This window comes from Roseobacter sp. HKCCD6576-2, assembly GCF_013179285.1.
Lineage (GTDB): Bacteria > Pseudomonadota > Alphaproteobacteria > Rhodobacterales > Rhodobacteraceae > Rhodophyticola > Rhodophyticola oceani.
Window position 1 is genome coordinate 1,072,635 of record NZ_WVNW01000001.1, and the last position, 21,903, is coordinate 1,094,537.

19 protein-coding genes are annotated in these 21,903 nt (G+C 60.9%); 12 read left to right on the forward strand and 7 right to left on the reverse strand.

What is annotated here, in order from left to right; translation table 11 throughout:
* Window positions 1-55 precede the first annotated feature (55 nt).
* The 6 genes from GTF44_RS05390 to GTF44_RS05415 all read left to right on the forward strand — a co-directional run bounded on the left by GTF44_RS05390 (window position 56) and on the right by GTF44_RS05415 (window position 8,035).
* Window positions 56-2,461, forward strand: a complete 2,406-nt coding sequence (locus GTF44_RS05390) for an FAD-dependent oxidoreductase (RefSeq protein ID WP_171558074.1) — start codon at window positions 56-58, stop codon at window positions 2,459-2,461.
* Window positions 2,458-3,993, forward strand: a complete 1,536-nt coding sequence (locus GTF44_RS05395; RefSeq protein ID WP_171558076.1) for a trimethylamine methyltransferase family protein — start codon at window positions 2,458-2,460, stop codon at window positions 3,991-3,993. Before GTF44_RS05390 ends, GTF44_RS05395 begins: the two co-directional genes overlap by 4 nt.
* A gap of 3 nt (window positions 3,994-3,996) precedes the next feature.
* Entirely contained in the window at window positions 3,997-4,656 is a 660-nt protein-coding gene (locus GTF44_RS05400) for a TetR/AcrR family transcriptional regulator (protein ID WP_145210820.1), read from the forward strand.
* A 132-nt stretch (window positions 4,657-4,788) separates the two neighbouring features.
* Window positions 4,789-5,787 (forward strand): nitronate monooxygenase family protein, encoded by a 999-nt coding sequence (locus GTF44_RS05405; protein ID WP_171558077.1) that lies wholly within the window; start codon window positions 4,789-4,791, stop codon window positions 5,785-5,787.
* A complete protein-coding gene (locus tag GTF44_RS05410; protein WP_171558079.1) occupies window positions 5,787-7,022 on the forward strand; it encodes an acyl-CoA dehydrogenase family protein in 1,236 nt (411 codons plus the stop codon). Before GTF44_RS05405 ends, GTF44_RS05410 begins: the two co-directional genes overlap by 1 nt.
* Window positions 7,019-8,035, forward strand: coding sequence for a phosphotransferase family protein (locus GTF44_RS05415; protein ID WP_171558081.1), 1,017 nt, complete (start codon window positions 7,019-7,021; stop codon window positions 8,033-8,035). Before GTF44_RS05410 ends, GTF44_RS05415 begins: the two co-directional genes overlap by 4 nt.
* A gap of 132 nt (window positions 8,036-8,167) precedes the next feature.
* Here the strand turns inward: GTF44_RS05415 and GTF44_RS05420 are convergent, their stop codons facing one another.
* The 3 genes from GTF44_RS05420 to GTF44_RS05430 all read right to left on the reverse strand — a co-directional run bounded on the left by GTF44_RS05420 (window position 8,168) and on the right by GTF44_RS05430 (window position 11,397).
* Complete coding sequence (locus tag GTF44_RS05420; protein WP_171558082.1) at window positions 8,168-9,244, reverse strand: acyl-CoA dehydrogenase family protein; 1,077 nt, start codon at window positions 9,242-9,244, stop codon at window positions 8,168-8,170.
* The gene (locus tag GTF44_RS05425) at window positions 9,244-10,428 is read right to left on the reverse strand and encodes an acyl-CoA dehydrogenase family protein (RefSeq protein WP_171558084.1); all 1,185 of its coding nucleotides are present in this window, start codon (window positions 10,426-10,428) and stop codon (window positions 9,244-9,246) included. Before GTF44_RS05425 ends, GTF44_RS05420 begins: the two co-directional genes overlap by 1 nt.
* A 99-nt stretch (window positions 10,429-10,527) precedes the next feature.
* Complete coding sequence (locus GTF44_RS05430; RefSeq protein ID WP_171558086.1) at window positions 10,528-11,397, reverse strand: acyl-CoA thioesterase II; 870 nt, start codon at window positions 11,395-11,397, stop codon at window positions 10,528-10,530.
* A 117-nt stretch (window positions 11,398-11,514) separates the two neighbouring features.
* On the opposite strand from GTF44_RS05430, the gene GTF44_RS05435 reads away from it, so the two are divergent.
* A complete protein-coding gene (locus tag GTF44_RS05435; RefSeq protein ID WP_171558088.1) occupies window positions 11,515-12,345 on the forward strand; it encodes a 3-keto-5-aminohexanoate cleavage protein in 831 nt (276 codons plus the stop codon).
* Between the two features lie 34 nt (window positions 12,346-12,379).
* Here the strand turns inward: GTF44_RS05435 and GTF44_RS05440 are convergent, their stop codons facing one another.
* Together GTF44_RS05440 and GTF44_RS05445 are read right to left on the reverse strand one after the other, a co-directional pair.
* A complete protein-coding gene (locus GTF44_RS05440) occupies window positions 12,380-12,841 on the reverse strand; it encodes an SRPBCC domain-containing protein (RefSeq protein ID WP_171558089.1) in 462 nt (153 codons plus the stop codon).
* Complete coding sequence (locus GTF44_RS05445) at window positions 12,838-13,182, reverse strand: helix-turn-helix transcriptional regulator (RefSeq protein ID WP_171558091.1); 345 nt, start codon at window positions 13,180-13,182, stop codon at window positions 12,838-12,840. The genes GTF44_RS05440 and GTF44_RS05445 overlap by 4 nt, the downstream gene beginning before the upstream one ends.
* A 146-nt stretch (window positions 13,183-13,328) precedes the next feature.
* Between GTF44_RS05445 and GTF44_RS05450 the strand changes: the two genes are divergently transcribed.
* Entirely contained in the window at window positions 13,329-13,958 is a 630-nt protein-coding gene (locus tag GTF44_RS05450; protein WP_145210791.1) for an ATP-dependent Clp protease proteolytic subunit, read from the forward strand.
* 152 nt (window positions 13,959-14,110) lie between these two features.
* Window positions 14,111-15,376, forward strand: coding sequence for an ATP-dependent Clp protease ATP-binding subunit ClpX (clpX, locus tag GTF44_RS05455; RefSeq protein WP_171558093.1), 1,266 nt, complete (start codon window positions 14,111-14,113; stop codon window positions 15,374-15,376).
* Between the two features lie 153 nt (window positions 15,377-15,529).
* Here clpX and GTF44_RS05460 read toward each other — a convergent pair whose 3' ends face one another.
* Window positions 15,530-16,522, reverse strand: coding sequence for a hypothetical protein (locus tag GTF44_RS05460; protein ID WP_171558094.1), 993 nt, complete (start codon window positions 16,520-16,522; stop codon window positions 15,530-15,532).
* An 86-nt stretch (window positions 16,523-16,608) separates the two neighbouring features.
* Window positions 16,609-18,990 carry a phosphoenolpyruvate synthase gene (gene ppsA / locus GTF44_RS05465; RefSeq protein WP_171558096.1) on the reverse strand — a complete coding sequence of 794 codons (2,382 nt, stop codon included), beginning with the start codon at window positions 18,988-18,990 and terminating at the stop codon, window positions 16,609-16,611.
* A 164-nt stretch (window positions 18,991-19,154) separates the two neighbouring features.
* On the opposite strand from ppsA, the gene GTF44_RS05470 reads away from it, so the two are divergent.
* From GTF44_RS05470 to GTF44_RS05480, 3 genes are all read left to right on the forward strand, one after another.
* Entirely contained in the window at window positions 19,155-19,520 is a 366-nt protein-coding gene (locus tag GTF44_RS05470) for a hypothetical protein (protein WP_171558098.1), read from the forward strand.
* Window positions 19,521-19,909: 389 nt separating this feature from the next.
* Window positions 19,910-20,746, forward strand: a complete 837-nt coding sequence (locus GTF44_RS05475) for a MurR/RpiR family transcriptional regulator (protein WP_145210774.1) — start codon at window positions 19,910-19,912, stop codon at window positions 20,744-20,746.
* Window positions 20,747-20,773: 27 nt separating this feature from the next.
* Window positions 20,774-21,901 carry an ABC transporter substrate-binding protein gene (locus GTF44_RS05480; protein ID WP_171558100.1) on the forward strand — a complete coding sequence of 376 codons (1,128 nt, stop codon included), beginning with the start codon at window positions 20,774-20,776 and terminating at the stop codon, window positions 21,899-21,901.
* Window positions 21,902-21,903 lie beyond the last annotated feature (2 nt).

The window sequence follows — 21,903 nt, forward strand, 5'->3', positions numbered from 1 at the left end:
GTCGGAATCGGCGCATAGCCTCCCCCCAAAGCCATGAGGATATGGGAGGCTCGGCATGAAATCGCAGTATCGCGTTGTGGTCATCGGTGGCGGGGTTGTCGGCGCATCGGTGCTGTACCATCTGGCCAAATTCGGCTGGTCCGATGTTTGCCTGCTGGAACGCTCGGTCTTGACGGCTGGGTCCTCCTGGCACGCAGCGGGGGGCATCCACGCCTTGAACGCGGACCCGAATATCGCGGCACTTCAGGCTTACACCATTGATCTTCTTCCGAAAATCGAAGAGGAGAGTGGTCAGAATATCGGCCTTCATATGACCGGCGGCTTGACCATGGCGGGCACGCCGGACCGCTGGGAATGGCTGCAATCGGCCTATCGGGTGTTCCAATCCATTGGCATCGAAGACTGTCGCCTGGTCACGCCGGAAGAAGCAGTGGCGCTGAATCCGATTATGTCGGGCGACGGGCTTCTGGGCGGCATGTGGGCCGATCGCGAGGGGTATATCGACACCACCGGCACGGTGCATGCCTATGCGGGCGCGGCCAAGAAAAACGGCGCCTCGGTCTTTGAGCACACCAAGGTCGAAGAGCTGATCCAGACCGCTGATGGTTGGCAGGTGGTGACCGACAAAGGCACGATCACTTGCGAGCATGTGGTCAATGCGGGCGGGCTTTGGGCCAAGCAGGTCGGGCGCATGGCGGGGATCGAACTGCCGGTTTCGCCCTTGAAACACCACTACCTGATCTCCGACACGATCCCGGCCCTGGAAGAGTTGGATTTCGAGGTGCCGATGACGGTCGATCTCGAAGGGTTCACCTATCTCCGGCAGGATCAGAAGGGCGTCTTGCTCGGGATCTATGAGATCGACCATGAGCATTGGGCAATGGATGGCGCGCCTTGGGATTATGGCATGGAGCTGTTTCAGGAAGACACCGACCGGATCGAAAAGGAGCTGATCCTCGGCTTCGAACGTTACCCAGCGCTGCAAGAGGTCGGCGTGAAAACCTGGGTTAACGGCGCCTTCACCTTCTCGCCCGATGGAAATCCGCTGGTTGGCCCGGTCCCCGGCAAACCTGGCTATTGGTGCGCTTGCGCCGTGATGGCAGGCTTCTTGCAAGGCGGTGGCGTCGGCAAATCGCTGGCCGAATGGATGATCCATGGCGAGCCTGAGGCCGATGTTTATGGCATGGATGTCGCCCGCTATGGCGGCTTTGCGGAGAACCGGCGCTATATTCGCGAGACCACCGGGCAATTCTATTCCCGCCGTTTCGTGATGACTTATCCGAACGAGCAACTGCCCGCAGGCCGCCCGCTGAAAATGGCTCCGGCTCATGACGCGATGACGGAAGCCGGCTGCAAATGGGGCGTGAGTTGGGACTTGGAGGTACCGCTCTATTTCGCGCCGAAAGGGTTCGAAGAGACGCCAACGCTGAAACGCTCCAACGCCCATGACATCGTGGCCGAAGAATGCCGCGCGATCCGCGAAGGCGTCGGCCTGCTCGATATCACCGGCTTCTCGCGCTACGAGGTCACCGGCCCCAATGCCGAGGCGTGGCTCGACCGGATCATGGCCTCGAAACTGCCCGCGCCAGGCCGCGCGCGGCTGGCCCCGATGCTGAGTGAAACCGGCAAACTCAAAGGTGACCTAACGGTCTTCAACTGGGGTGATGGCAGCTGGTGGATTATGGGCAGCTATTACCTCCGTGCCTGGCATATGCGCTGGTTCAACGATCATCTGACCGAGGGCGTTCAGGTGCGCGATCTGGGCGAGGAAATCTGCGGCTTTGGTCTCGCCGGGCCAAAATCCCGCGCGGTGATCGAGAGAGTGGCCGAAACCGATCTTTCCGGCTTGCCCTTCATGGGCTGTATGGAGGCCGATATCGGGCTGATCCGGGCGCGTGTGGCGCGTATGTCGGTGACGGGGGAGTTCGGGTTTGAGATCAACTGCCGCATTGGCGATCACGTGGCGCTCCGCCGGATGCTGCTTGAGGCCGGTGCCGGAGAGGGGCTCCGCGAATGCGGGTTCAATGCGATGCTCTCCACCCGGCTAGAGAAAAGCTTCGGCATCTGGAACGCCGAGTTCACCCAAGGCTACACTCCCGGGATGACCGGCATGGATCGTTGGATCGATTGGGAAAAACCGGATTTCATCGGGCGCGACGCCGCGATTGCCGAACGCGATGGCAACGGCCCGGCTCAGGTGCAGGTGACCTTGGAAATCGACGCCGATGGGGCCGACGCCAGCGGGTTTGAGCCGATCTGGGCTGAGGGCGAGAAGGTGGGTTTCGTGACCTCTGGCGGCTTCGGCCATCACACCGGCAAATCGCTGGCCATGGCGTTGGTGAACCAGGAGCATGCGGGCGAGGGGGCGGCGTTGAGCGTTCATGTCGTCGGGGTCGAACGCGCCGCAAAGGTGATCGCGCCATCGCCTTATGATCCGCAAGGCAAGGCGATGCGCGGATGACCCGGGGCACACGGCGCAGACGGGGGCGGGATGGGGCTGCGGCGGCCCCACCCAAACGCAAAACCGACTATCGCCATCTGAAGAACCCTTTCCCGCAAATGACCGTGTTCTCCGAAGATCGCATTCATGCGATCCATGAGGCCGCGCTCGATGTCTTGCAGCGCCTCGGCGTGAAAGTCCTTCTGCCCGAGGCGCGGGCGCAGTTCAAAGCCGGGGGCGCGACCGTCGATGAGACCGAGGAGATGGTGTTTCTCGGGCGCGAGATGATCGAGGCCGCTTTGGCCACAGCGCCAAAATCGATCCCGGTAAAGGCCGGTCACCCCGACCGTGATCTGACCCTGGAATTGGGCAATCTCATCTTCCAACCCGGGGCGGGTGCGCCGCATGCCACCGATCTGGTCCGTGGCCGCCGCCCTGGCACCATCCAGGACTACCGCGAGCTGACGATCCTGACCCAGGTTTTCGACGTGCTCCACATGGTCCCGCCGCTGATCGAGCCGCAAGACGCGCCCACGCATCTGCGCCACTATACAACGATGGAGGCGCAGCTCACGCTGACCGACAAGCTGCCGTTTGTCTTCTCCCGTGGCAGCCCGCAGGTCGCGCAAAGCTTTGAAATGTTGCGCGATTTCCGGGGCCTGTCGGATGCGGACTTCCACGCCGCGCCGCATTGTTACACGATCATCAACACCAATTCGCCGCGCACGCTCGACATCCCAATGGCCCAGGGGTTGATCGATTTCGCACGTGCGGGTCAGGTCTCGATCGTGACGCCGTTCACGCTGATGGGCGCGATGGCGCCGATCACTGTGGCGGGTGCCATGACGCTCAGCCATGCGGAGGCGCTGGCGGCAATCACGCTTACGCAACTCGTCAAACCCGGCGCGCCAGTCTGCTACGGCACCTTCACCTCGAATGTGGATATGAAATCCGGCGCGCCCGCTTTCGGCACACCGGAACATGTCAAAGCTTCGCTGGCGGCGGGGCAACTCGCCCGGCTGGTGGGGCTGCCCTGGCGCTGCGCCAGCGGTTCGGCGGCCAATATCAACGACGCGCAGGCGGCGAATGAGACACAGTTCGGCATCTGGGGCTGTCTTCTGGCGGGCGCCACCGTGGTGATCCATTCGGCGGGTTGGCTCGAGGGCGGGCTGACCGTGTCTTATGAGAAACTGATCACGGATCTGGAAGTCCTGCAAATGGTGGCCGAGATGTGCGCCGAGACCCAGGCGGGCGACGCGGAGATCGGTCTCGACGCGCTGGCCGAGGTACAGCCCGGTGGGCATTTCTTTGCTGCCGGTCAAACGATGGAGCGCTATCAGACCGAATTCTACGAACCGCTGGTGGCCGACTGGTCGAATTTCGGCACCTGGACCGAGCGCGGTGAGATCGACGCCAACCACCGGGCCACCGGCATTTGGCAAGAAAAGCTCGCGAGTTTCACCCCGCCCCCGATGGACCCAGACCGGGTTGCGGCGCTAAATGAGTATATTCGTATCCAAAGCGCCGCTGGTGGCGCGCCGCCCGAAAGCTAAGCCATGCCACGCTCGCGCCCCTTGCACCGCAATGACCCCGCCAAAGAACCGCTGGTCGGCAATGTGAAAGTGACCCGTGAGGATTGGCTCAACGTCGCCTTGGATGTGCTGGTCTCCGACGGGGTGGAACAAGTGAAAGTGCTGGCCCTGGGGGATCGTCTCGGCGTCTCCCGGTCCAGTTTTTATTGGTATTTCAGCTCGCGGCAGGATCTGTTGGATGCCCTTCTGAAGCACTGGGAAGATACCAACACCGCCGCCCTGGTCGATCTGGCTGGCGCCGATGCCAAAACCGTCACGGGCGCGGTTTGCAACGTCTTTCGCGCCGTGGTGAACCCGCAGCTCTTTGATGTCGCGTTTGATTTCGCCGTGCGTGATTGGGCCCGCCGATCTGGCGCGGTGCGGCGAGTCTTGGACCGCTCCGACGCGAAACGTCTCGACGCGCTGACCCAGATGTTCGCACGCTATGATTACCCGCCGCTTGAGGCCCTGACTCGGGCCCGCACGCTTTATTATATGCAGATCGGCTATAACGACGCCGATCTGAAAGAGCCGGTCGAGGACCGCCTGAAACTGGTGCCGATGTATCTCTATGTCTTCACCGGGCGGCAGCCGCAGCCTGACGAGATCGCCGACTTTACGACTTATGCCAAGAGCCTTGGCTGACCCACCCATACGCGGGCAATGATCTGACGTGACGTCCCGCAGGAGCGCGCCCGCTTGCCGAGGCACGATACCCCCTCTACCGTCCTGACAACTGAGGGAGGATCATAATGTTGCATTCATCACAGGCGCTTCATGCGCTCTGACAACCATCTGCCCAAAGCGCTGCAAGGCCTGCGCATTCCCGCCGTCGCCGCGCCGCTTTTCATCGTCTCGGTGCCTGATCTTGTTATCGCCCAGTGCACCTCTGGCATCATCGGCAGCTTTCCGGCGCTGAATGCCCGCGAGGCCCAGGGCGAGCCACCGATGCTGGAGGCTTGGCTGAAACAGATCACCGAAGCGTTGGACGCGCATAATCAGGCCAATCCCGACCGTCCGGCTGCACCCTTCGCGGTCAATCAGATCGTGCATCGCTCCAATACCCGGCTGGAGCGCGATTTGGAGATTTGCGCCCGTTGGAAGGTGCCGATCTGGATCACCTCGCTCGGCGCGCGGGTGGAGGTGAACGAGGCGGCGCATAGCTGTGGCGGCATCGCGCTCCATGACATCATCAACAACACCTTCGCCAAGAAAGCGATCGACAAAGGTGCCGATGGGCTGATTGCCGTTTCCGCCGGGGCGGGTGGCCATGCCGGGCCGCAGAATCCTTTCGCTCTGATCGAAGAAATCCGGGCATGGTTCGACGGACCCTTGCTTCTGTCGGGCTCCATCGCCACCGGTCACGCGATCCTGGCCGCGCAAGTCGCGGGCGCTGATCTGGGCTATATCGGCTCCCCCTTCATCGCGACGGAAGAGGCGAATGCCGTCCCCGATTACAAACAGATGATCGTCGCTGGTGGCGCCGAAGATATTGTCACCTCCTCGCTCTTCACCGGGGTCTCCGGCAACTATCTGAAACCGTCGATCGCCAAGGCGGGCATGGACCCAGACAATCTCCCCGGCGCCGATGCCTCGTCGATGAGTTTCAAATCCGGCTCGTCGAAACCGAAAGCCTGGAAAGAGATCTGGGGCTCGGGGCAGGGGATCGGCACGGTCAAAGCGGTGGGCCCCGCCAGCGATTTGGTGGATCGCCTGGCCCGGGAATATGATGCGGCCCTGGTCTCCGTGATGGATTACGCGAAGGGGAGAGACTGATGGACCTTGGCATGAGTGACCGCGTTCGCCCGCTGGTGGCGCAAGTCCGTCAGATGGTGATGGAAGAGATCGCCCCGCTGGATGCGGAATATGAAGCCGAGGTTGGCAAACACCCCTCGGGCGACCGATTTCAGCATACGGCGCGGCAGTTGGAAATTCTCTCAAACCTGAAGGCCAAGGCGAAAGAGCGGGGACTCTGGAATTTCTGGCTGACCGATAGCGAGAAGGGCTTTGGCCTCAGCACGGTCGAATATGCCTATCTGGCCGAAGAGATGGGCAAGGTTGGGATTGCCGCCGAAATCTTCAACTGCAATGCGCCGGACACCGGGAATATGGAAGTCTTGGAGCGTTATGGCACCGAGGCGCAGAAAGCCCGCTGGCTGCCGCCCTTGCTCGATGGTGTGATCCGGTCGGCCTATCTGATGACTGAGCCGGATGTGGCCTCCTCGGACGCGACGCAGATCAGCCTCTCCGCTGTCCGCGATGGCGATGATTACGTCCTGAATGGCGAGAAATACTGGGCCTCTGGCGCCGGTGATCCGCGGTGCGCTCTTTACATCGTCATGACCTGCACCGATCCGGCAGGCGAGAAACACGCGCGCCACACGATGATGCTGGTGCCGTCCGATGCGGACGGGATCGAGGTGCTGCGGCCGATGCATGTCTATCACACCGATGACGCGCCGCACGGCCATATGCATATCCGCTTCACCAATGTGCGGGTGCCGGCGACGGATGTGGTTTTGGGCGAGGGCCGGGGCTTCGAAGTGGCGCAGGGCCGTCTTGGGCCGGGCCGCATCCACCATTGTATGCGTGCGATAGGCCAGGCGGAATATGCGTTGGAGTTGATGTGTCGCCGGGCGCTCACCCGCGAGGCCTTTGGCAAGCCGCTGGCGCAACTGGGCGCGAACCATGACATCATCGCCAATGCGCGGATGGAGATCGAAATGGCGCGGCTGCTTTGCCTGAAAACCGCCTGGATCATGGATCATGAAGGTGTCCGCGCGGCGCAGCCCTGGATTTCCAAGATCAAGGTGGTGGCCCCGCTGATGGCGCTGCAAGTCGTGGATGAAGCCGTACAGATGCATGGCGCGACCGGGATTTCGCAAGATGTTCCGCTGGCCGCGATGTGGACCCGGATCCGGACGCTGCGCCTGGCCGACGGGCCAGATGCGGTGCACCGGCGGCAGGTGGCGCGCGCCGAGTTGAAGAAATACAGCAATCAAGCGCGATGACAGATCTGGATTTGGATCAGGTTGCGGGTTGGATGGCGGCCCATGTCGCGGGGTTTGACGGGCCGCTCCGGGCGCAACAGATCGAAGGCGGGCAATCGAACCCAACCTATCTATTGGATGCCGTGTCGGGACGTTATGTTCTGAGGCGTAAGCCTCTGGGAAAGCTTCTGAAATCCGCCCATGCGGTGGATCGGGAGTTCCGCGTGCAACAGGCGCTTGCGGACTCCGATGTGCCCGTCGCACGGATGTTGGCGCTGTGCGAAGACGATGCGGTGATCGGCTCGGCCTTTTACGTGATGGACTATGTTGACGGCCGAAACTTCGATGACCCGCGTTTGCCCGATGTGCCGATTTCGGACAGGGCCGCGATTTTCGACGAAATGGGCCGGGTCCTGGCCGCAATTCATTCCGTCGATCTTGAGGCTGCGGGCTTGAGCGATTACGGGCCGCATGGGGCTTATTATCAGCGCCAGATCGACCGTTGGACCAAGCAATACCGCGCCTCTGAGACCGAGACGATCCCCGAGATGGACCGGCTGATCGCTTGGCTCGGCGCGGCTTGCCCCGCAGATGACGGGTTGAGCTGTCTGGTGCATGGCGATTATCGGATCGACAATCTGCTCTTCGCCCCGGGCAGCTCTGACATCCTTGCGGTTTTGGATTGGGAGCTGTCGACGATCGGCCATCCCTTCGCCGATCTGGCCGCCGTCATCATGCAGTGGCAGATGCCGCCCGGGCGCGAGGGGCGCGGCTTGGCCGGGGTGGATCGGGCCGCCGAGGGGTTGCCCTCGGATCAGGCCTTTATCGCGACCTATTGCGCGCGGATGGGCCTGTCGGGCATTCCGGATTTCGGCTTCTATCTGGCCTTCAGTTTCTTCCGCATGGGCGCGATTTTGCAGGGGGTGAAAAAGCGGGCGTTGGACGGCAATGCGTCGGACCCGAAACGCGGGTTGAAGCTTGGTGCTTATGTGCCGGAATTCGCCCGCGGCGGGCTCAAGGCGGCGGGGGAATAGGTTACAAAGATCTGCGATATTGCGGAGTTTTGTAACCTATCTATGTGTGGTCGAGTGCATGGTGGGGGCCAGCCCCCACACCCCCGGGATATTTCCGAAGCAGAGAAGGGGCGGGTTATCCTTAACTCTTAGTTAAGATGCGGTGTGCAGGTCGGCCATGACCCGTTCCAGGTGGAACTCCGTATCACCCAATTGGTGGTCGATCATGATCAGCCGTTTGGCATAGTGCGAGGCCGGATACTCCCAGGTCATCGCGATGCCGCCTTGCATCTGGATCGACTCTTCGGCGACCAGTTTCGCCGCGCGGCCGATCAGGTTTTTCGCCATCGAGACCGTGCGGGATTGCTGATCCGTGCCCATCCGGGAGGCTGCAAGCGTAGTGATCGACCGCGCCTGTTCAATTTCGATGCCAAGTTCGACGGTGCGATGTTGCAGGGCCTGAAACGTGCCGATGGGGCGACCGAATTGTTTACGGGTTTTCAGATAGTCGATCAGCATCGCGTTGGCCGCATCCATGGCCCCGACCGCCTCGGCCGAAAGCGCCAATGCCCCCCAATCAAGCGCGTCTTGCAGCGCGGCGTCGGCCTCATCGAACAGCAAGGCTGCCGGCGCGTTGTCCAAGAAGACTTCGCCGGCACCACCGCCATCGATCATGCCATACGCGGTCACATCTGCCTCGGGCGGGGTGAGCTGGAACAGGCCGAGTCCACCGTTATGACGCGCCGCAACGAGCAGCGCATCCGCAGCGCCGAGCCCGTAAACTACGGATTTTCGCCCAGAAATATGCCAGTTGCCGCCTGTTTTCTTTGCCTCCGTCGTGATCTGATCGAGCGCATAAGGCGCGTCGATTTCTCCTAGAGCCACCGCGTAGCGCGTCGCGCCCGACAGGAGCGGCTCGAGATCCGCACCTGCCGCGATCAGCAGCCGTGCGGCCAGAAGTTGCGGTAAAACCGGCTCGGGGCAGAGCGCGCGCCCGAGCTGTTCGAACACCGTCACAATATCGAACCCGGTGCCGCCAAAGCCACCCTGATCCTCGGGTGCCAGTGCATAGAGCACACCCAGTTCTGCCAGATCGGTCCATTTCGCCGGGTCGTGGAACGGCGCCTCATAGGCGACCGTGTTGCGATGTTCGATGCCGTATTGATCGGTGAGGAACCGGCCCAGGCTGTCGGCCAACATCCGGCGGTCTTCGGAAATCTCGAAATCCATCAGCCCAGGATCCCCTTGGTCAAGATATTCTTCTGAATCTCGTTCGAACCGCCATAAATCGAGATTTTCCGGTTGTTGAAATAGCTTGCCGCATTGGCCGCGTGATCCTCGGGCACCAGCGCCGCGTTGCCCTCCAGCGCTTCGGAGGGGAAGGGCGCGGCAGCCGGCCCAAGCGCGCGGCGGGCCAGATCGTTGATCGCCTGCCGGATCACGGTGCCTTTGATCTTCAGCATCGAGGTTTCCGGGCCCGGCGCGCCCTTTTTCTGCGCCTCGGAGAGCATGCGCAGATTGGTGAGCTTCATCGCTTCGAGATCAATCTCCACCTCCGCCAATTTCGCGGCGAATAACGGGTTTTCGATCAGGGGTTTGCCGCCGCGTTTGATCTGCGTCGCGAGGGATTTCAGCTCTTCGAGCGCTTGTAGGGAGTAGCCGACGCCCGCGATATTGGTCCGCTCATGCAGAAGCAGATATTTGGCGATGGTCCAGCCCATGTTTTCTTCGCCCACCAGGTTGCCGGCTGGCACGCGGACATCGGTGAAGAAGACTTCATTGACCTCATGGCCACCCTCGATCAGGCGGATTGGGCGCATCTCGATCCCGGGTGTGTCGAGATCGACCAGGATGAAACTGATCCCCTCTTGCGGTTTGCCTTCGGTCGAGGTCCGGACCAGACAGAAGATGCGATTGGCGTGTTGGCCGAGCGTGGTCCAGGTTTTCTGACCATTGATGATGTAGTCACCGCCGTCCCGCACAGCCCGGGTTTTCAATGAGGCGAGATCGCTGCCCGCGCCGGGTTCGGAATAGCCCTGGCACCACCAATCGGTACCATCGAGGATGCGGGGGAGATATTCTTCCTGCTGCGCCTTGCTGCCGAACTTCAGGAGGACGGGTCCGAGCATTTTCAGTCCGAAGGGCACGATGCGGGGCGCGTGCGCGCGGCAGCATTCTTCCTCGAAAATATGCTGCTCTACCGGAGACCAGCCGGTGCCGCCATGGTCGACCGGCCAAGTGGCGGCGAGCCAGCCTTTGGCGTTCAAGATCGCGTGCCAGCGATCCATATCGTCTTTGGCCAATTCGCGGTGGGTGCGGACCTTGGTGGAAAGATCTTCGGGAAGGTGATCGCGCAGAAACTCGCGCACCTCGGCCTCAAATGCCTGTTCCTCAGGCGAATAGGTCAAATCCATCTGTCCTCCTCCGGGTCGATTTTGGGGCGGCATCCTCCACGCCACGGGGCAGAGAATAGCGGGGCGTTTGGAAAATGCGCGATTTCCGTTGCGTAGGTTTTAGCCCGGAGTGACCGGGCGCATCAGACCCTCTTGCGCGGTCGAGGCGACAAGCGTGCCATCGGCGGCATAGATCAAGCCGCGATTGACGCCACGCCCGGCGCCGGTCCAGGGGCTGTCCATCACATAGAGATGCCAGTTGCCGAAATCGACCGGCGCGTGAAACCAGATCGCATGATCGAGGCTGGCGATCATCATTTCGCCGGTAAAGATGCTTTTCCCATGGGGGCGCAGGCCGGTGCCCATCAGATGGAGGTCGCTGGCATAGGTCAGCAGGCAATGCTGCATCCAGGCGGGCGCGTCGGGCACCGGGCGGGTCAGCCGGAACCACACCGAATGGCCGTCGGGCGAAGGGTTTGGGGTCAGCGGATCATAGTCATCCGTGGGCCGGAGTTCGATCGGCGAGGGGCGCAAGATGTCGGCGCGGCGAGCCTCCGGCGCGCGGGCGGCCATTTTCGCCTTGGCCTCGGCGCGGGTGGGGAGCGTCTCGGGGTCGGTCGCTGTGGGCATATCGTGCTGGTGGTGAAGTCCCGGTTCGTCGACGTGAAACGACGCGGCCATGTTGAGGATTTGCTTGCCGTTCTGAATCGCGATGACCCGGCGGGTGGTGAAACTGCCGCCATCGCGGGCACGGTCGACCTCATAGATCACCGGGCGAGACGGATCGCCCGGGCGCATGAAATAGGCGTGCAGCGAATGGCAGCTCCGCCCCTCGACCGTGTGATAGGCCGCCGAGAGGGCCTGCCCCACAACCTGACCGCCAAAAATCCGCTTAGAGGTTTCACCGCCCGAGCCCTTACCGCGATAGAGGTTCAGCTCCAGTGGTTCGATATCGAGCAGGTCGAGAAGCGTGGCAACGGGGTCGGTCATGCAAGCGGTCCTTTTCGCGTCCGTGCCCTTGGTCTACGCCGATCACGCGGCGGGCACAAATGCTCTCGCTTGCAGTCGCCGGGTATTGGCGGCAGGTTGGCGCGCGAAGGAGAACCGATGTCTAAACCTTGTATTATCTGCGTCGCCATAACCGGCTCAGTCCCGACCAAAGCCGCCAATCCAGCCGTCCCGATCAGCATTTCTGAGCAAGTTGAAAGCACCCATGAAGCCTTTGAGGCGGGCGCTGCGATTGTACATGCCCATGTGCGCAACGCCGACGAAACCCCAAGCTCGGACCCGGAGAAATTCGCCGCGCTGAAAGACGCGGTGGAGCAGCATTGCCCGGGGATGATCATCCAGTTTTCCACCGGTGGGCGGTCTGGCGCAGGCAAGGCGCGGGGTGGCATGTTGCCCTTGAGGCCCGATATGGCGTCTCTTTCTGTCGGGTCGAACAACTTCCCCACACGGGTCTATGAGAACCCGCCGGATTTGGTTGACTGGTTGGCGGGCGAGATGTTGACCTATGACATCAAGCCCGAGATCGAAGCCTTTGATCTGAGCCATATTCATCAGGCCGCCAAGATGCAGCGCGACGGGCGCTTGGCCGCGCCGGCTTATGTGCAGTTCGTCATGGGCGTGAAAAACGCGATGCCCGCCGATCGGGATGTGTTTGACTACTACGTCAAAACCATGGAGCGGCTTTTGCCCGAGAGCGAATGGTGCGCAGCAGGCATTGGCCCACATCAGATCGAGGTGAATGAATGGTCGGTGGCCGCGGGCGGGCATGCGCGGACGGGTCTGGAAGACAATGTTCGGCTGAACCGCGAGACCTTAGCACCGTCAAACGCGGCATTGGTGCGCCGGGTTGTGGAGATTTGCGACCGTTATGAGCGCCCTGTGGCGAGCGTGACCGAGGCGCGCGAGATGTTGGGCCTGCGCCCCGCCTAAGCGGGGCATCGGTCGAAAGCTTTGCGACCTGCGGTTAGGCCGCGCGTTTGGTGCAGGCGCCGCGATAGCAACTGCCCAAGACATGATCCCAACCGGTCTGATAGCCCGCCATCGTCTCGGTGGCGGCGCTGACCAAGACTGCAAAGCCGCCATGGGTCAGATCGACCCGCGTGCCCGGGCCTTCTGGCGTGAAGGTGACGGTGATCTGGGTCGCTTCGGACGGGTCGCGCCCGACATACCAGTCGAGCGATAGACGCGCCCCGGGGCGCCATTCGGTCACTGTCGCCCAAGGGGCGGTCTCGCCATCTGGCTGGGTTTCAATGATTTGGCCGCCTTCGCGGGGGTCAACTGTGACATTGGCGGCGGTCTCCCCGTGGGACGCAGAGAGAAAATGGCTGTCGAGCGGCCACCATTTGGCGATATCTTTGGTGAAAAGATCAAAAGCCTCATGAGGCGGCAGAGGAACGGTGACGGTTTTTTCGATTGGATCGGTCATGAATCGGTCTCCGTGTTGGGGCTAGAGGCACGGGTTTCGGCCTCGGCTGCGAATGCAGATAGAGCGTCATCCCAAAGCCCGTCGAGATAGCGGCGCAGGGCTGCGACGCCATCCGGTGCAAGCGCATAGACCCGGCGGGTGCCGCGAGGCGTGACCTCCAACAAGCCGACATCGCTGAGAATTTTGAGATGCTGCGACACTGCCGGGCGGCTGACGGTTAAGCCTTGGGCCAGTTCGCCCACCGGGAGCGCGCCGTGACGCAGCTGCTCAACGATCGCGCGGCGGGTCGGGTCGCCGAGCGCGGCGATGGCTTCTTCTGGAGTGGGTCTTGCGTTCGCCATGGCTTACCGTAAGTATCTACTTACGATTCTGTCAATCGGGGATATCTCGGCGGATCGCCGCCCCTTGAAGCCCCGGTGACCCACAACTAAGACTCTCTTAACCGTAAGTTCATAAGACTCTTCCGAGATCAGACAGGCAGGACCCGATGCAAGACCCCGTTGATTATCTTCAGAACAATCTCGTGCCGATGGTGGTCGAACAGACCAGCCGCGGCGAACGCGCCTATGATATCTTTTCGCGGCTCCTGAAAGAGCGGATCATTTTCGTCAATGGCCCAATCCATGACGGGATGAGCCAACTGGTCGTGGCGCAGCTTTTGCACCTCGAAGCCGAGAACCCGACGAAAGAAATCTCGATGTATATCAATTCGCCTGGGGGCGTGGTGACCTCAGGCCTGTCGATTTACGACACGATGCAATACATCAAACCGAAGGTTTCGACCCTGGTTGTTGGCCAAGCGGGCTCGATGGGCTCGGTCCTGTCGGTCGCCGGGGAGGCGGGCATGCGCTTCTCGCTGCCCAATGCGCGGATCATGGTGCACCAACCCTCGGGCGGCTATCAGGGCCAGGCGACGGACATTATGATCCACGCCGCTGAGACACAGAAGGTCAAAGAGCAGCTCTATGGTATCTATGTCAAACACACGGGCAACACCTTGAAAGAGGTGGAAAAAGCCCTGGAGCGCGACAATTTCATGTCGCCGGAAGAGGCCAAGGATTGGGGCCATATTGACGAAATCGTCGAAAACCGCGTGGCGGATGGCGACGATAGCTAGACGATCACAATGCGGCGGGGTTGGCCCCGCCGCACACATTTTGGCGTTGTGGCCGGGTTTGGCCTGTTCTAGGCTGCCGCGAACGGCATCCCAGATATGGGCCATTCTGGCTCTGGGCGGGCCTCCGGACGCAACCCGTTGAGGTAGACGATATGGCAAATTCATCCGGCAGCGACTCAAAGAACACGCTTTATTGCTCGTTCTGCGGCAAAAGCCAGCATGAGGTCCGCAAGCTGATTGCGGGGCCGACGGTGTTCATCTGCGATGAATGCGTCGAGCTTTGTATGGACATCATCCGCGAAGAGACGAAGTCGGCGGGTCTGAAATCCACCGATGGCGTGCCGAGCCCGAAAGAGATTTGCGAGGTGCTAGACGATTACGTGATCGGCCAGGCCCATGCGAAACGGGTTCTGTCGGTGGCGGTGCACAATCATTACAAACGCCTGAACCACGCAGGCAAAACCGATATCGAATTGGCGAAGTCAAATATCCTGCTGATTGGCCCAACCGGCTGCGGCAAGACGCTCTTGGCGCAGACGCTGGCTCGGATTCTCGATGTGCCGTTTACCATGGCCGATGCGACCACGCTGACCGAGGCCGGGTATGTCGGCGAGGATGTCGAGAACATCATCCTGAAGCTGTTGCAGGCGTCGGAATACAACGTGGACCGGGCGCAGCGCGGGATCGTTTATATCGACGAGGTCGATAAGATCACCCGCAAATCGGACAACCCGTCGATCACCCGTGATGTCTCGGGCGAGGGGGTGCAGCAGGCGCTTCTGAAAATCATGGAAGGCACGGTTGCCTCCGTGCCGCCACAAGGTGGCCGCAAGCATCCGCAGCAGGAATTCCTGCAAGTGGATACAACGAATATCCTCTTCATCTGCGGCGGTGCCTTCGCGGGTCTCGACAAGATCATCGCGCAGCGGGGCAAGGGCTCCGCCATGGGCTTTGGTGCCGATGTGCGCGATGAGAGCGAGAAGAGCGTTGGCGAGCATTTCAAAGAGCTTGAGCCTGAGGATCTGCTGAAATTCGGGTTGATCCCGGAATTCGTTGGCCGTCTGCCGGTGATCGCGACTCTGGAAGACCTGGATGAAAGCGCGCTGGTGACGATCCTGACCGAGCCGAAAAACGCTTTGGTCAAACAATATCAGCGGCTTTTCGAGTTGGAAGATGCGAAGCTGAAGTTCACCGATGACGCGCTGGGCGCGATTGCGAAGCGCGCGATTGAGCGGAAAACCGGCGCGCGGGGTCTGCGGTCGATCATGGAGGATATCCTTCTGGATACTATGTTCGATCTGCCCGGTCTCGAAGGCGTCGAAGAGGTTGTGGTGAATGAAGAGGCCGTGACCTCGGATGCACAGCCGCTGATGATCTATATCGAACGCTCGAAAGAGGAGCCGGCCAGCGCCGGGTGATCTCCACAGTTCTTTCCGTAATCCAACGGTCCCGGCGCATGCGCCGGGGCTTTCTTTTTTGGGGTTTGTGGGGCGGTGAACCCGAGCCTGAAGCGTTGCGAAGAGATTTGCCGTTGGATGCCTGCGGCGCATATCTCCGGCGCGCAGGTGGCATCAGCGGAGCCAGAGCTTCTCGCGTTTGAGCGCATTGCGGATGGCTTGCTCTTTGCGCGGCAGGTTCTCTTGATCGAAGAGCGCGCGGGCCTTCTGGCCTTTGGATTGATAGATCATCCGCTTCATCGGCTCATAGGCTTTCAGAACCTTTTTGATCCAGTTCGGCGCCGTGACCTCTTCCAAGACATCAATCACCGATTGGGCCTCGCGTGCATATAGCAGCGGCAGAACCCGGTAGTGGCAGCTGTGGGACCCATCGAGCCAGCCGGGGTCGAGTGCGTCGCGCCCGCCGCCGAGTGCATGGATCACCAGTGGCAGCGCGACCTGATCAAGCCAGGGATCGAGCGACTGGCAGACCAACTCCTCCGGTCGCTCGTCCCGGATCGCCAGGGCGTAATCGAGAAACTTCTCGCCAAACACGTGTGGGCATTTGTAGTAGAAAAGGCCCGCATTGAAATAGAGATAGCGCTGCCAGTATTCATCGGGATGGCCGAGGTCGAGCGAGCTTTCGAAATCGAGCCCGAACTTGTCATAGAGCGATTTCCACGTGGCGGTATAGCCGGGTCCGTAGAGTTCCAGTTGCGGCCAAGTGCCTTCGCGGCGGAGCGAGGCGGAGGGTTTGGAAAAATCGACGGGAATCTCGGTGAGATCGCCAGTGATCAGCGTATCGGTATCGAAAAAGACGAACGGTTCGTCTTTCGGCAGGGCGCTGAGCGCTTCGATCTTGTTGCCATAGGGGTAGGATTGGCCGAAATGCTGCGCCTCGAAGGGGAGGATTTCGGCCCCCAACCGGTCTAGGAGTTGGCGGACCGCCTCGTCATTGATCCGTGGGTCATTTGGCCATGCGCCACCCGGCTGTGGCTCAGCGATGAAAAGCTTGCCGGGAAAATCTGGGTTGAAATGCCGGAACGAGGCCGCGAAGAGCGCGGCTTCGTATTGCAGCCGACCGGCCTGGCCGACGACGAAGACGTTAAAGGTCTGATCTGAGGGCATATCTGCTCGCTGGCCCGATTGGTCGGGCGCAGTCTAGCCGATCCGCGCGTATCAATCCAAGCGCGGATCGGTGGAACGCGACCAGTTTAGCCCTCGGCGGCCGCCACGTGGGTTTTGACGGCCAGGAAGCTGTCGGGCGTGACGGAGATCGTGTCGATCCCCGCCTCGACCAGACGTCGGGCAAAGGCCGGGTCATTCGAAGGCGCCTGGCCGCAGAGCCCGACTTTCGCGCCCACGGCATGGGCGCGGGTGATCAGGGTTTCGATCATCCACAGCACCGCAGGGTCATCCTCGCGGAAAAGGTCGGCCAGCTCTTCGCCGTCGCGATCGATCCCGAGGGTCAACTGCGTCAAGTCGTTGGACCCGATGGAGAACCCGACGAACCGCTCGGCAAACTCTTCGGCCCGGATCACATTCGACGGGATTTCGCCCATCACATAGACCTGCAAACCGTTTTCGCCCCGTGCCAAGCCGTTTTCGGCCATAACCTCCAATACTTTGTCGGCCTCGCCGGGGGTGCGGCAGAACGGGATCATCACGATGGCATTGTCGAAACCCATCGTCTCGCGCAGCATCTTGATCGCTTTGCATTCCAGCGCAAACCCGTCGCGATAGCGCGGCGAGTAATAGCGGGACGCGCCGCGGAAGCCGATCATCGGGTTTTCTTCCGACGGCTCGAAATCATGGCCGCCGAGCAATTCGGCATATTCATTGGTCTTGAAATCGCTCATCCGGATGATGACCGGTTTCGGATAGACCACCGAACAGATCCGCGAGAGGCCCCGGGCCAAGGTTTCGACGAAGAAATCCGGTTTATGATCATAGCCAAGGGTGAGATCGGCGATCTGCTCTTTGACCTCATTCTCCGGCAAGCTGTCATAGTTCACCAAAGCCATCGGGTGGACCTGCACGGCATTGTTCACGACGAATTCCATCCGCGCGAGGCCAACCCCTTCGGCCGGCAGGCGCCACCAACGGAACGCAGCCGATGGGTTGGCGAGGTTCAGCATGATCCGAGTCTTGGTCTCGGGAACATGGTCGAGGCGCAGCTCCTCCACCTCATATTCCGCGATGCCGGCGTGGATCATCCCGGTATCGCCGCTGGCGCAATCGACCGTCACCTCTTGCTCATCGTGTAGCACCTGGGTCGCGTTGCCGGTGCCGACGATGGCCGGCAGGCCCAACTCGCGGCTGACAATCGCGGCGTGGGAGGTGCGGCCGCCATGGTCGGTGATGATCGCTGCGGCGCGTTTCATGATTGGCACCCAATCGGGATCGGTGGTGGAAGTCACCAAGATCGCGCCATCGACAAAACGGTCGATATCAGCGGCATGTTCGATCAGGCAGATGCGCCCCGTCGCGACCGCCGCGCCGACGCTCAAGCCGGTCAGGATGACCTCACCCGCCTCTTTCACGGTGTAGGATTTGACCGCCCCGGTATCGGCCCGGGATTGCACGGTTTCGGGGCGGGCTTGGACGATGAAAAGCTCGCCCGTCTCGCCATCCTTGGCCCATTCCATATCCATTGGCTGGCCGTAATGCTCTTCGATGGTTGCGGCTTGGCGGCCAAGCTCAAGAATCTCAGCGTCGCTCAGCACAAAGGATGCGCGTTCGACTTTCGAGGTCGGCACGTTTTTGATGTCGCCGCCGGCGCGTCCAGCATAGATCATCTTTTTCTCTTTTGCGCCCAAGGCTTTCTCGACAATGGGCACAAGGTCGGGCTGATCCAAAAGTGGTTTGTAGACCATGTATTCATCGGGGTTGACGGCGCCCTGAACGACGTTTTCGCCAAGGCCCCAGGCCGCATTGATTAAGACCACTTTGTCAAACCCGGTCTCGGTATCGATGGAGAACATCACACCTGAGCCGCCGATATCGGATCGCACCATACGCTGCACACCGATGGAGAGCGCGACCTGGTTATGATCGAAGCCTTTGAGGGTGCGATAAGTAATGGCGCGATCGGTGAAGAGCGAGGCGTAGCAGCGGGAACAGGCGGCCAAGAGCGCGGTCTCGCCGCGGACATTGAGGAAGGTTTCTTGCTGCCCGGCGAAGCTGGCATCGGGCAAGTCTTCCGCCGTGGCGCTGGAGCGGACGGCGACGGGCATGTCGGTGACCCCGGCGCGCGCGGAGAGTTCGGCATACGCGTCGAGAATCGCTTTGCGGCTCGCCTCGGGCCAATCGCCCTTCACAATCGCGGCGCGAATCGACGATCCGGCGTCTTGCAACGTGATCTTATGCGCGGCCAGATCTTCCATCGTCTCCGCAATGAAACCGTTCAGCCCATTGGCCTCGATGAAGCCGCGAAACGCATCCGATGTGGTGGCGAAACCCGGCGGAACCTGGATGCCTTTCGCGCCCAATTGCTGCACCATCTCGCCCAGTGAGCTGTTTTTGCCACCCACAAGGGCCACATCGCCCCGCGACAACGTCTCGAACCAGATCACTGTTTTGATGTCAGATTGCATGTCGCCCTCCTCGGCGTGTTTGCGGCCATTCCTGGCGCAGTATGGCCGGATGCGCGGCGTCGCGATTTGAGGTGAATCAATTTCTGGTTGTGGGAACTGTGGTTAGTTTGGCTGGTGTCGGGAGATGCCGACCGATGATGACAAAAACGCAAGGACTCGACGCCATGACAGAGGACCAGATCAACACGCTCTTGGCTCAGGTAGAAGCGACAGACGGTTTGGATGTCGCCGTACTTGGTGCGGTCAGTGCCAAGATCGCGGATCGGTTTCCAAGTACTGCGGCGCTGGATTTCGACGGGCTATCCGTCACCGATGGGGCGCTACATCTGGTCGATACCTGTTTGCCGGGCTGGACGATCTCGCTTCATGGCAAGGCGTTGGAGCCCGATGGGCACTGGCGCTGTTCGCTGCGGGAATCGTCGTCGCGGGACAATGACGCCTTTGTCGGCGTCGGGCAGGGGGCCACGGTTGGCCAGGCCATGTTGGTGGCGCTGTTGAAGCTGGTCAAAAGCGGTGCCGGAGCGCAATAGGCTTGGACGTGTCGTCGGGCGAGAGCAATCGTTGCTTGTTGCCGGGCGATCCCCGGTGACACTCTGGCCGAACTGGAAGTGTGTTTGGTCAACGGCTCTTTCGGAACCCATTGAGGGCTCGGGTTTGACGCGTGACAGTGCATTTCGTGTCTAGTTAAGCGAAATGGCGGCCGCCATCTGCGCTAGTCTGGCTTGCCTGGGCGGCGCGCGCCGGGGCCCAACCTAGCGCGTGAAACCTATAATTAACACGCAAATCTCCGTATGTCTAACGACCTCTGTCTTCGGTCAGAGGCGTCGTGGAAACCAATATCTACCGCAGTGATTGCAAGTTAACTTGCAATTATAAGTTACCTGTGCAAGTTTAGTTGCGCAAAGGGGATTCGAATATCATGTCTCTTCTCGAGAAGATTTCCGGTGAGGCCACCAATCTCACGCCAAATGAACGGCGATTGGTGCAATCTGTCATCGACAGCCCAACCACCGCGGCCCTTGGAACAGCGAATGAGTTGGCCAAGGCCGTGGGCGTGCATGAGGCGACGGCCTCGCGCCTGGCGCGCAAGCTTGGCTATGACAGCTACGCCGCTTTCCGCGATGCGTTGCGAGACGAGTTTATAGCCACCCGAGACACCGCAACCCGTTTTGAAAAAACGATTGCCGAGGGCAATTCTGATACGGTTTTGGGCAAGCTCGCCGCGGATGAGGCCCAAGCGCTCGAACGGATCGAAGACTTCATTACCGCCGATCAAATCGCTGAAGTGGCGGAGGTTCTGATGCGGGCCGGTCGGATCTTCGTCTATGGTTATGGCAATGCCGAAGTCTTGTCGCTGTTGATGATCAAACGATTTCGGCGCTTCGGCAAGGATGTTCATAAGCTGGCGGCCGATCCGCGCGGTTTGGCCGAACAAGCTTTGGGCCTGCGCGCTGGAGACGCCGTCTTGACCTTTGCATTTCGCCGCGCGCCGCGCGCTTATGCGGCGCTGCTCGAGACGGCCCGCGATGCAGGGGCGCAGACAATCGTCATCTCAGGCACCTCCGGTGCTTTGCTGTCGCCCGCGCCCGATCATCTGCTGGCCGCGCCGCGCTCGGGCGATCCGGACGCGTTTCAAACACTCACCGTGCCGATGACCGTATGTAATGCCATTGTCATCGCGGCGGGGCATACGGAAAGAGAAGAGTCACTCAAGAAACTCGAACATCTGGGGCAACTCATCGAGCGGTTCGAATAACCAAGGACGAACCCAAGGGAGAAGATCATGAAGGTTCTGATGAAAACGCGCCTCGGCGCGATCGCTATCGCTTTGTCTACGGCGACGGTCGCATTCGCCGATGGCCATCTGAACGAGATGACGGCGGACGAGTTGCTGCCCATGGCAGAGGCGGAAGGCAAGGTGATCGTCTATTCCTTCACCAGCCGAATTGGGCGGGTCGAGATGGCCTTTGAAGAGGCCTATCCGAACGTCGATTTGCAAGGGTTCGACATCTCGTCGACTGAACAAATCGCGCGTCTGACCGCTGAGGCGCAAGCCGGTGTCACCAATGCCGATGTCATCTATATCTCGGACACGCCTGTGGTGCTGACCGCGCTTCTGGAGGCCGGGATTATCGCGCCTTATGTGCCGCCGCGCGTGGCCGACCGGGTTCCGGCGGAATTCCAAACCCCGCTTCTCGCGCAACGCCTCTCGACCAAGGTCTTGATGTATAATGAAGAAGCGAACCCCAACGGCGCGCCGGTGTCGAACCTTTGGGAACTGACAACCGATGAGTGGCGCGGACGCGTCATCATGGTCGATCCGCTGCAACGGGGCGATTATCTCGACTTGATGACGGAGATCGTGCTGCAATCCGACCAGATGGCCGAGGCCTATGAGGCGCAATTCGGGATGGCAATCGAACTGGATGGCGCGGCCAACGCGGGCGAGCAGTTCATCATGGACCTCTTCGCCAATGACCTGATCCTTGTCGGTTCTACCGATGATGTAAATGCCGCAGTCGGCGCGCTTGGGCAGGAGAACCCACCGGTGGGCTTCACCTCCTATTCCGACCGTCGCGACAATGAAGATGAGGGGTGGGCGCTACAAGTGGCCAATGATGTGAGCCCGGCGCCCGGTATCATCTTCCCTGCAGTCGTCGCGCTCGCAACCGAGCCGAACAACCCGGCCGCTGCGCGTTTGGTCATCGACTTCCTGATGGGCGACGAAAGTGAAACCGGCGGCCCTGGCCTCGCCCCCTTCTATGTGGCGGGCGATTATGTGACGCGGACCGATATCCCGCCGCATCCCGATGCTGTGCCTCTGGAAGATTTCACCGCATGGCGCATCAATCCGGCGGAAACCGCCACGATCCGCGCCGAAATCGGGGATCTGGTCTTGACCCTGCAATAACG

Coding starts and splice junctions, on each gene's coding strand:
- GTF44_RS05475 (WP_145210774.1), top strand. CDS start 19,910: ATGTCTCTTCTCGAGAAGATTTCCGGTGAGGCCACCAATCTCACGCCA.
- GTF44_RS05440 (WP_171558089.1), bottom strand. CDS start 12,841: ATGACCGATCCAATCGAAAAAACCGTCACCGTTCCTCTGCCGCCTCAT.
- GTF44_RS05400 (WP_145210820.1), top strand. CDS start 3,997: ATGCCACGCTCGCGCCCCTTGCACCGCAATGACCCCGCCAAAGAACCG.
- GTF44_RS05410 (WP_171558079.1), top strand. CDS start 5,787: ATGGACCTTGGCATGAGTGACCGCGTTCGCCCGCTGGTGGCGCAAGTC.
- GTF44_RS05460 (WP_171558094.1), bottom strand. CDS start 16,522: ATGCCCTCAGATCAGACCTTTAACGTCTTCGTCGTCGGCCAGGCCGGT.
- GTF44_RS05430 (WP_171558086.1), bottom strand. CDS start 11,397: ATGACCGACCCCGTTGCCACGCTTCTCGACCTGCTCGATATCGAACCA.
- GTF44_RS05445 (WP_171558091.1), bottom strand. CDS start 13,182: ATGGCGAACGCAAGACCCACTCCAGAAGAAGCCATCGCCGCGCTCGGC.
- GTF44_RS05395 (WP_171558076.1), top strand. CDS start 2,458: ATGACCCGGGGCACACGGCGCAGACGGGGGCGGGATGGGGCTGCGGCG.
- clpX (WP_171558093.1), top strand. CDS start 14,111: ATGGCAAATTCATCCGGCAGCGACTCAAAGAACACGCTTTATTGCTCG.
- GTF44_RS05390 (WP_171558074.1), top strand. CDS start 56: ATGAAATCGCAGTATCGCGTTGTGGTCATCGGTGGCGGGGTTGTCGGC.
- GTF44_RS05470 (WP_171558098.1), top strand. CDS start 19,155: ATGACAGAGGACCAGATCAACACGCTCTTGGCTCAGGTAGAAGCGACA.
- ppsA (WP_171558096.1), bottom strand. CDS start 18,990: ATGCAATCTGACATCAAAACAGTGATCTGGTTCGAGACGTTGTCGCGG.
- GTF44_RS05435 (WP_171558088.1), top strand. CDS start 11,515: ATGTCTAAACCTTGTATTATCTGCGTCGCCATAACCGGCTCAGTCCCG.
- GTF44_RS05450 (WP_145210791.1), top strand. CDS start 13,329: ATGCAAGACCCCGTTGATTATCTTCAGAACAATCTCGTGCCGATGGTG.
- GTF44_RS05420 (WP_171558082.1), bottom strand. CDS start 9,244: ATGGATTTCGAGATTTCCGAAGACCGCCGGATGTTGGCCGACAGCCTG.
- GTF44_RS05415 (WP_171558081.1), top strand. CDS start 7,019: ATGACAGATCTGGATTTGGATCAGGTTGCGGGTTGGATGGCGGCCCAT.
- GTF44_RS05405 (WP_171558077.1), top strand. CDS start 4,789: ATGCGCTCTGACAACCATCTGCCCAAAGCGCTGCAAGGCCTGCGCATT.
- GTF44_RS05480 (WP_171558100.1), top strand. CDS start 20,774: ATGAAGGTTCTGATGAAAACGCGCCTCGGCGCGATCGCTATCGCTTTG.
- GTF44_RS05425 (WP_171558084.1), bottom strand. CDS start 10,428: ATGGATTTGACCTATTCGCCTGAGGAACAGGCATTTGAGGCCGAGGTG.